Genomic DNA, 8,555 nt, shown 5'->3' on the forward strand with positions numbered 1-8,555 from the left:
ACCAAGGGCGCCATGACGCGGTCCCAGCGGCCCGCGACGGGCAAGAGTCAAATAAACACAATGCAACATCACGATCCAGTCGGCGCCCAGGCGGGCGAAACGGAGGCGGTCTCAGGCGTGCTGAAAAGCCGACTCGCAGGCGCTGAAAACGTTTCGGTAACACTTGCGGTTGACCTCGACGACCAACTTCGCTTCGCCACGGGCCTCGTTGCCTTGACCGACCAGCGGCTCATCGCCCTGGAACCCGGCGGCGAGTGGTGTGAGTGGCCACTCACCGATCAGGCCTTGGAAATGCGTCTTTCCGACCATGCCGGCGTCGGAACCCTCGACCTCATCGGCCCCGCCGGACAGCTCGCCCGCTGGCGCTACACCCTGGCCGGCCAGCCGGCGGCGCTCAAGCTGCTCAAGCTCTTCGGCCAGCGCGCCGCGCCCGCTGTCGCGAAGGCGACAGAAGAGACGCCCGAACTTCTCGACGTCGACGGCACCGACACCGAACTCCAGACCCCGCCCTCGACCTGGGTGCTGTTGCGCCTGGGCCGCTTCGCCGGGCCGTACCGCAAGCAGCTGATCCTCGGGTTTGTCCTGACCCTGATCTCCACCGCCGCCACGCTGGTGCCGCCGTACCTGACCATCCCGCTGATGGACGACATCCTGATCCCGTTCCAGAACGGGCAGAAGATCGACTCCGCCCGGGTCGGCCTCTACCTGGGCGGCCTGCTGATCGCGGCGCTGGTCGGCTGGGGGCTGGGCTGGGCGCGCACCTACCTGCTGGCGCTGGTGTCCGAACGCATCGGCGCCGACCTGCGCACGACCACCTACGAGCACCTGCTGACCCTGCCGCTGGACTACTTCGGCGGCAAGCGCACCGGCGACCTCATGGCGCGCATCGGCTCCGAAACCGACCGCATCAACGTCTTCCTGTCGCTGCACGCGCTCGATTTCGCCAACGACGTGCTGATGATCGTCATGACGGCGGCCATCCTGATCTCGATCAACCCGCTGCTGGCCGTGGTCACGCTGGTGCCGCTGCCCTTCATCGCCTGGATGATCCACGTCGTGCGCGACCGCCTGCGCACCGGCTTCGAGAAGATCGACCGCGTCTGGTCCGAAGTGACCAACGTGCTGGCCGACACCATCCCCGGCATCCGTGTGGTGAAAGCCTTCGCGCAGGAGCGCCGCGAGGCCGAGCGCTTCCGCGTCGCCAACGCCTACAACCTGCAGGTCAACGACAAGCTCAACCGCACCTGGTCGCTGTTCACGCCGACCGTGTCGCTGCTGACCGAAATCGGCCTGCTCGTGGTCTGGGCCTTCGGCATCTGGCAGGTGGCGCGCGGCAGCATCACGGTGGGTGTGCTCACCGCCTTCATCGCCTACATCGGCCGCTTCTACACGCGGCTCGACTCGATGAGCCGCATCGTCTCGGTCACGCAGAAGGCCGCGGCCGGCGCCAAGCGCATCTTCGACATCCTCGACCACGTGAGCAACGTGCCCGAGCCCGCCAACCCGGTGAAGGTGGAGCGCGTGCAGGGCCGCATCGAGATGAGCGGCCTCGGTTTCCGCTACGGCTCGCGCGCCGTGATCCACGACCTCGACCTGACCATCGAGCCCGGCGAGATGATCGGCCTCGTGGGCCACAGCGGCTCGGGCAAGAGCACGCTGGTCAACCTGATCTGCCGCTTCTACGACGTGACCGACGGCGCCATCAAGGTCGACGGCACCGACATCCGCCGCTTCGCCGTGGCCGACTACCGGCGCCACGTCGGCCTGGTGCTGCAGGAGCCGTTCCTGTTCTTCGGCACCATCGCGCAGAACATCGCCTACGGCAAGCCCGACGCCACGCGCGAAGAAGTCGTCGCGGCGGCCCGCGCGGCCCATGCGCACGACTTCATCCTGCGCCTGCCGCACGGCTACGACTCGCTGGTGGGCGAGCGCGGCCAGGGCCTGTCGGGCGGCGAGCGCCAGCGCATCAGCATCGCGCGCGCGCTGCTCATCGACCCGCGCATCCTGATCCTCGACGAGGCCACCTCGGCCGTCGACACCGAGACCGAAAAGGAAATCCAGAAGGCGCTCGACAACCTCGTGCAGGGCCGCACCACCATCGCCATCGCCCACCGCCTGTCCACGCTGCGCAAGGCCGACCGCCTCGTGGTCATGGACCGCGGCGAGGTGGTCGAGGTCGGGCCGCACGACGCGCTCATGGCCAAGCAGGGCGCCTACTGGCGCCTCTACCAGGCGCAGCTGCGCCAGGGCGACGAAGACGATGTGAGCGAAGGCGCCGCCGACGAGCGCGCCAACGCCCAGGCGCCGCTGGCCGTGAGCCACGCCGCCCATCCGGCAGGGGACGTGTGATGAGCAGCACCAATACCAACAACATGAGCTTTGAACTCGCCCGCGACACCTTCGGGCGCCTCGTGCTGACCGACGCGCAGGGCGAGCACCACGTGGGCGTGACACCCGTGCGCGCCTTTCCGCTCAGCGCGCCCAACGAGGGCGTGTCGCTGGTCGGCAGCGAAGGCCGCGAACTCGTATGGGTCGACCGCGTCGACCAGCTGCCCGCGCCCACCCAGGCGCTGCTGACCGAAGAACTCGCCGTGCGCGACTTCGCGCCCACCTTGCTGAAGCTGCACGGCGTGTCGAGCTTCGGCGTGCCCAGCACCTGGACCGTGAGCACCGACCGCGGCGACACCAGCTTCGTGCTCAAGGCCGAGGAAGACATCCGCCGTCTCGAAGGCGGCGCGCTGCTGATCGCGAGCGCGCACGGCGTGCAGTTCCGCATTCCCGATGCGAAGGCGCTGGATCGCGCCTCGCGCAAGCTGCTGGAGCGCTTTCTCTAGAAGCACCGCAGAACAGGGCGGCCCGCAGCATCGATCGGCTGCGAAAATCGCGCATTTGCACTACAACGGCCCCGCCGTTGACGGACATGCCCCTGCACACCACCGCCCTCGTTCTCTTCTCCGGCGGCCAGGACTCGGCCACCTGCCTGGCCGAGGCCCTGTCCAAGTACCAGCGTGTCGAAACGCTGGGCTTCGATTACGGCCAGCGCCACCGCGTCGAGCTCGACGTGCGCGGCACCGTGCTCGCGAAGATGCGCGAGCGCTTTCCCGAATGGGCGCCGCGCCTGGGCGAAGACCACGTGCTCACGCTGGCCGCGCTGGCGCAGCTCGGCGGCTCCTCGCTCACCGAAGAAGTCGCCTTCGCCATGCAGGCCGACGGCCTGCCCAACACCTTCGTGCCGGGGCGCAACCTGCTGTTCCTCACGCTGGCGGGCGCGCTGGCCTATCGGCGCGGGCTGCAGGTGATCGTGACCGGTGTCTGCGAAACCGACTTCTCGGGCTACCCCGACTGCCGCGACGACACCATGAAGGCGATGCAGCTCGCGCTGTCGCTCGGCCTGGAGCGCCGCCTCGTCATCGAGACGCCGCTCATGTGGATCGACAAGGCCGAGACCTGGGCGCTGGCCCACCGGCTGGGCGGCCAGCCGCTGGTCGACCTGATCGTGGAAGAAACCCACACCTGCTACCTCGGCGACCGCGAACACCGCCAGGCCTGGGGCTACGGCTGCGGCGAGTGCCCGGCCTGCGATCTGCGCAAGAAGGGCTGGGAGCGTTACGTTGCTGCGGCCTGAGCCGCTGTAGAGGTATCGAGCCGGTAGCGCGCGCCGCCGGTTGCACTTTCTTCTTGAGGCACCAGCGTCCAGCGCTGGCCATGGAAATCGCCCACGGCGGGGCGGTGCGCGATCGACACCATCGCACCGCCACCCGCGCGCACCGTGTCGGCCAGCCGTTGGTAGAGCACGGCTTCGGCCGGCGCATCGAGCGCGCTGGTCACCTCGTCGGCGAAGAGCCACGCCGGCTTCTTCAGCAGCACCCGCGCGATGGCCAGCCGCTGCTGCTCGCCGCCCGAGAGCTTCTGGCTCCAGGCGTCGCTGTCGTCGAGCCGGTTCACCAGGTCGGGCAGCAGCGCATCGGCCAGGGCCTGGCGCAGCTGGTCGTCGCTGAAGCCGGCGGCCGGGTGCGGGTAGGTCAGCGCCTCGCGCAGCTTGCCGTCGGGCAGGTAGGGGCGTTGCGGCATGAAGACCGCGTCGGCCGGGGCCTGCACCTTGCCGCGCGCGAACGGCCAGATGCCCGCGAAAGCGCGGAACAGCGTCGACTTGCCGCTGCCCGAAGGGCCTTGCAGCAACACGCTGTCGCCGGGGCGCACCGCCAGCGCGGCGCCGGCCAGCAGCTGCGTGCCGTTGGGCAGCGCGAGCGTGAGGTCGCTGGTGCCCAGCGCGGCGGCGCCTTCTTCGCGCTGCAGGGCATCTTCGCGCGCGGCGTGGGCGCGCATCGCGTCGTCGAAGCTGATCAGGCGGTCGGTGGTGGCGCGCCAGACGGCCACGCGGTCGTAGTTGGTCACGAACCAGCTCAGCGAATCCTGCACCTTTTCAAAAGCGGTCGAGATCTGGATCAGCGCGCCCAGCTGGATGGCCCCGCTGAAGAAACGCGGCGCCGACACGATGAACGGAAAGATCACCGACGCCTGCCCGAACATCGCGGTGAAGGTGACCAGGTTCTTCTGCTTCTTGATCAGGTGCAGGTAGTTGCGCAGCACGGCGCCGAAGCGCGTGTCGAGCTGGCCGCGCTCCACCGTCTCGCCGCGGTCGAGCGCGATGGCTTCGCTGTACTCGCGCACGCGCACCAGGTGGTGGCGGAAGTCGGCCTCGAAGCGCTGCTGGCGGAAGTTCAGGCCGATCAGCGGCCGGCCGATGAAGTGCGTGATGACCGTGCCGACCACGCAGTAGACCAGCGCCAGCCACACCATCGAGCCCGCGACCTGGTAGGTGCTGCCGCCCAGCGACAGGTCGAAGGTGCCCGACAGGCCCCACAGGATGCCGATGAAGCTCAGCAGCGTGACCACCGCGTTCAGGATCTCCATCGACAGCGTCATGGTCGCGTTGGTGAACATCTGCATGTCCTCCTGGATGCGCTGGTCGGGGTTGTCGGGCGTGGCGCCGTCGGCCTGCGCGTAGCGCGCCAGTTCCAGGTGATAGAAGGTGCGGTCGGCCATCCAGCGGCCGAGGTAGTGGCGGGTCATCCACGAACGCCAGCGCAGCTGCAGCAGCTGCGTCAGGTAGAACTTCGCCACCTGGATCGCGATGTTGAAGAAGGCCAGCCAGGCGAACACGCGGATCTCGCGCCAGAACACCACCGCGTCCTTGTTCTGCAGCCCGTCATAGAAGCGCCCGTACCACTGGTTGAAGAGCACCAGCGCGTACACGTACGCCAGGTTCAGCGCCACGATGCCCGCGAACATGAGGCGCGCCCGCCATTTTTCTTCGTCCGAACTGAAGTAGGGCGCCGCGAGCCGCAGCACGCGGCGCAGGACCTGGACGAACGCGCCGGCACGCGCCGCGATGGTGGGAGATGGAGCAGATGACATGCGGATTTCCTCGCAGGCGCAGGGGCGCCGGACCTCGTGAGGAAACCATCGTAGACAAATGTTTCTTAAACGGGGCTGAAAGTCGGCCCCCGTCCCTTCGTCCCGCCAGCCCTCAGCGCAGCATCACGCGCGCCGCCGTCGCCAGGAAATGCGCGAGCGGCGGCGTTCGCAGCCCCTCGGCCTTGGCCGCTTCGTCCCACAGCCGCAGCCGCACCGCGTCGCCCGACCACGGCAGGCCCGCAAAGCGCTGCGCCGCCTCGTCGTCCATCACGCCGCCTTGCAGCGCCAGGCTGCGCACCGAATCGGGCGAGAGCTTCGACACGTAGCCCGGTCGCGTCGCGCACAGGTAGCGCTTGGCGTCCACGTGCAGGCGGATCGGTTCGCGCACCGCCACGTCGAAGGCGCCGCGCAGCAGCGGCAGCGCGATGTACTGGTGGCGGTCGTCAATGCCCAGTTCGGTGGGCGAGCGCGACAGCGTCTGGTGCTCGGCGATCAGCAGGTGCCCCAGGTCGTGCAGCAATGCGGCCGTCACGAGCGTGTCGCCGGCGCCGGCCTGTTCGGCCAGCCAGGCGCATTGCAACGCGTGTTCGAGCTGCGACACCGGCTCGCCCGCGTACGCCAGGCCGCCACGTTCGGCGAACAGGCGAGCGATCTCGGCGAGGTCGAGTGTCATGGGATTGCAAAAGAACGGTGTGCGACAGCCTGTACAGGCTCGCGTCGCTTGATGACGGCCGTGTGACGAAAGTGCAAACGCCGCAGCGCGGGTACGGCCGTGTGACAAACCTTTGTCACATAGCGCTGCGAGCATCGCTGCGTTCACGGCCCCGGCCGTGTTTTCTTTTTGCGTACACCGCCAGTTCTTACCTCGAGGGAATCTCCCATGCTGCATCGTCGTCTGATGTGGGCCGCCGTGCCCGCCGCCTTGTTCTCGCTGGCCTTCGCCGCCTCGGCCCAAGGCCGCACCGAGCTGCTGGTCTACACCGCGCTCGAAGCCGACCAGGTGCAGGCCTACAAGGCCGCCTTCGAAAAGGAGAACCCGGCCATCGAGCTGAAGTTCGTGCGCGACTCCACCGGCATCGTCACCGCCAAGCTGCTGGCTGAAAAGGCCAACCCCCAGGCCGACGTGGTGTGGGGCCTGGCCGCCACCTCGCTGATGCTGCTCGACAAGGAAGGCATGCTCCAGCCCTACGCCCCCAAGGGCCTGGACGCCATCAAGCCCACCATGCGCGACACCGCCAACCCGCCCAAGTGGGTCGGCATGGACGTGTGGTCGTCGGCCATCTGCTTCAACACCGCCGAAGCCACGAAGAAGAACCTGCCCAAGCCCACCAGCTGGGCCGACCTGACCAACCCGGTCTACAAGGGCCAGATCACCATGCCCAACCCCGCGGCATCGGGCACCGGCTACCTCATGGTGTCGGGCTGGATCCAGATGATGGGCGAGGACAAGGCCTGGAAGTACATGGACGCGCTGCACCAGAACATCGGCGTGTACAGCCTCTCGGGCAGCAAGCCTTGCCGCCAGGCCGGCGCCGGCGAGTTCGCGCTGGGCATGTCCTTCGAATACCGCGCCAACAAGACCAAGCGCGACGGCGCCCCCATCGACATCGTGCTGCCCAAGGAAGGCCTGGGCTGGGACATGGAAGCCACCGGCATCATCAAGACCAGCAAGAAGCAGGACGCCGCCAAGGCCCTGGCCGACTGGGCCGTGACGAAGCAGGCCAACGAGCTGTACGCGAAGAACTTCGCCGTGCTCGCGCTGCCGGGCATCCAGGAAAAGCTGGAGTTCGTGCCGGGCGACGTCGAGAAGCTGCTCGCCAAGAACGACTTCAACTGGGCTGCCGCGAACCGCGACCGCATCCTGACGGAATGGTCGAAGCGCTACGACGCCAAGGCCGAGAAAAAGCCAATGTGATCGGGGTTTCGGGCAGCCGCACATGACCAGCTTTCTTTCTCTTCGCGGCATCGGCAAGTCCTTTGGCGCCACGCGCGTGCTCGACGGCATCGACCTGGACATCGAGCCCGGCGAGTTCGTCTGCCTGCTCGGTCCTTCGGGCTGCGGCAAGACCACGCTGCTGCGCATCGTGTGCGGCATCGAGCGCGCCGACAGCGGGCAAATTTTGCTCGGCGGCCAGGACATCGCGGGCCTGCCGCCCGCGGCACGCGGCTTCGGCGTGGTGTTCCAGTCGTATGCGCTGTTCCCCAACCTCACGGCGGCGCAGAACATCGCCTACGGCCTGCACCCCACGGGCGCGCTGGCGCGCGAGATGGCCAAGCGCTCGCGCGAAATGCTCGACCTCGTCGGCCTCGCCGCGCATGCCGACAAGTACCCCGTGCAGCTCTCGGGCGGCCAGCAACAGCGCATCGCGCTGGCGCGCGCGCTCGCACCCAACCCGCGCCTGCTGCTGCTCGACGAGCCGCTGTCCGCGCTCGACGCGCAGGTGCGCGCCACGCTGCGCAGCGAAATCCGCGCGCTGCAAAAGCGCCTGGGCATCGTCACCATCATGGTCACGCACGACCAGGAAGAAGCCCTCTCGATGGCCGACCGCGTGGTGCTGATGCACAACGGCCGCATCGAGCAGGCCGGCACGCCCGACGAGCTGTACCGCAAGCCGCGCACCCGCTTCGTGGCGGGCTTCGTGGGCCGCATGAACATGCTGCCCGCCACCGTGCTGGCCGACGGCAAGGTGCGCGTGCGCGACAGCGAACTGTTCTGCGCACCCGGCAGCCTCAGCGTCGGTTCGCAGGCCACCGTGGGCATCCGCCCCGAGCATGTGGTGGTGAAGCGCTTCGGCTCCGAACTCGGCACCAACAGCTTCGCCGCGCGCCTGCTCGACACCGAGTTCTTCGGCAACCGCACCTCGGCCCGCCTGGCCTGCGAGCCGCTGGGCATCGAGATCGAGGCCGAGCTGCCCGCCGATGCGCGCAGCGGCGGCGAAGAGCCGCTGGTGCCCAGCAGCATGGTGCACATCCAGCTGCCTTTGAACGCGCTGTCGGTCCTGGCGCAATGACATGACATCGCGTGTGCGAGGTCCTTGTCGCGTGGTGCGCAGTCCTTCGGGGCGCGCTCCCGCCGACGGGGTACCTTGCTCCGCGAATGTCCCCCGCCCTTCGGGCTCCTCCTTGATTTCGCTGCG

Annotated in this window: 7 protein-coding genes; 5 read left to right on the top strand and 2 right to left on the bottom strand. The window is 68.3% G+C overall.

Features of this window, described 5'->3' with window-relative positions:
- Nucleotides 1-60 precede the first annotated feature (60 nt).
- The 3 genes from AC07OX_RS15615 to queC all read left to right on the top strand — a co-directional run bounded on the left by AC07OX_RS15615 (nt 61) and on the right by queC (nt 3,625).
- Nucleotides 61-2,349 carry a cyanophycin metabolism-associated ABC transporter gene (locus tag AC07OX_RS15615; protein ID WP_495261993.1) on the top strand — a complete coding sequence of 763 codons (2,289 nt, stop codon included), beginning with the start codon at nt 61-63 and terminating at the stop codon, nt 2,347-2,349.
- Nucleotides 2,349-2,834 carry a cyanophycin metabolism-associated DUF1854 family protein gene (locus AC07OX_RS15620; RefSeq protein WP_175497053.1) on the top strand — a complete coding sequence of 162 codons (486 nt, stop codon included), beginning with the start codon at nt 2,349-2,351 and terminating at the stop codon, nt 2,832-2,834. The genes AC07OX_RS15615 and AC07OX_RS15620 overlap by 1 nt, the downstream gene beginning before the upstream one ends.
- Before the next feature lie 86 nt (nt 2,835-2,920).
- Nucleotides 2,921-3,625 (top strand): 7-cyano-7-deazaguanine synthase QueC, encoded by a 705-nt coding sequence (gene queC / locus AC07OX_RS15625; protein ID WP_095743689.1) that lies wholly within the window; start codon nt 2,921-2,923, stop codon nt 3,623-3,625.
- Here the strand turns inward: queC and AC07OX_RS15630 are convergent.
- Together AC07OX_RS15630 and AC07OX_RS15635 are read right to left on the bottom strand one after the other, a co-directional pair.
- Entirely contained in the window at nt 3,607-5,418 is a 1,812-nt protein-coding gene (locus tag AC07OX_RS15630; protein WP_495261994.1) for an ABC transporter ATP-binding protein/permease, read from the bottom strand. The two genes, queC and AC07OX_RS15630, sit on opposite strands and share 19 nt — an antisense overlap.
- A gap of 112 nt (nt 5,419-5,530) precedes the next feature.
- A complete protein-coding gene (locus tag AC07OX_RS15635) occupies nt 5,531-6,091 on the bottom strand; it encodes a phosphonate degradation HD-domain oxygenase (protein ID WP_495261995.1) in 561 nt (186 codons plus the stop codon).
- Between the two features lie 207 nt (nt 6,092-6,298).
- Between AC07OX_RS15635 and AC07OX_RS15640 the strand changes: the two genes are divergently transcribed.
- Nucleotides 6,299-7,333 (top strand): putative 2-aminoethylphosphonate ABC transporter substrate-binding protein, encoded by a 1,035-nt coding sequence (locus AC07OX_RS15640; protein ID WP_062481319.1) that lies wholly within the window; start codon nt 6,299-6,301, stop codon nt 7,331-7,333.
- A 22-nt stretch (nt 7,334-7,355) separates the two neighbouring features.
- A complete protein-coding gene (locus AC07OX_RS15645; protein WP_495261996.1) occupies nt 7,356-8,429 on the top strand; it encodes an ABC transporter ATP-binding protein in 1,074 nt (357 codons plus the stop codon).
- The last annotated feature ends 126 nt before the right edge of the window (nt 8,430-8,555 follow it).

Source organism: Variovorax sp. GW821-FHT09D07 (genome assembly GCF_059416345.1).